This is a genomic window from Massilia sp. CT11-108, assembly GCF_047302915.1.
Taxonomy (GTDB): domain Bacteria; phylum Pseudomonadota; class Gammaproteobacteria; order Burkholderiales; family Burkholderiaceae_D; genus Telluria; species Telluria orientalis.
The window spans coordinates 1-232 of record NZ_JBKYMO010001793.1; the positions used below are offsets into that span (position 1 = coordinate 1).

The window sequence follows — 232 nt, forward strand, 5'->3', positions numbered from 1 at the left end:
GAAACCGGACCCGCACTACAGCGAGGCACATTCGTCGGCGTCAGCGCGCCCATAGCAGTCGGTCTGCTCGTGATGATGTATCCGATCTTGTGCAAAGTACGCTTCGAAACCCTGCACCTATTGTTCAAGAAGCGCGAGCTGTGGAAGCAGATCGCCATCAGCTTCGTGCTGAACTGGATCATCATGCCGCTTTTCATGACAGCACTAGCCTGGGCGTTCCTGCCGGACAGGG

General features: G+C 56.9%; 1 pseudogene. It reads left to right on the top strand.

Going from position 1 to position 232, the window contains the following annotated elements:
- A pseudogene (locus ACEN88_RS36345) lies at positions 1 to 232 on the top strand (arsenical-resistance protein); the annotation flags it as partial.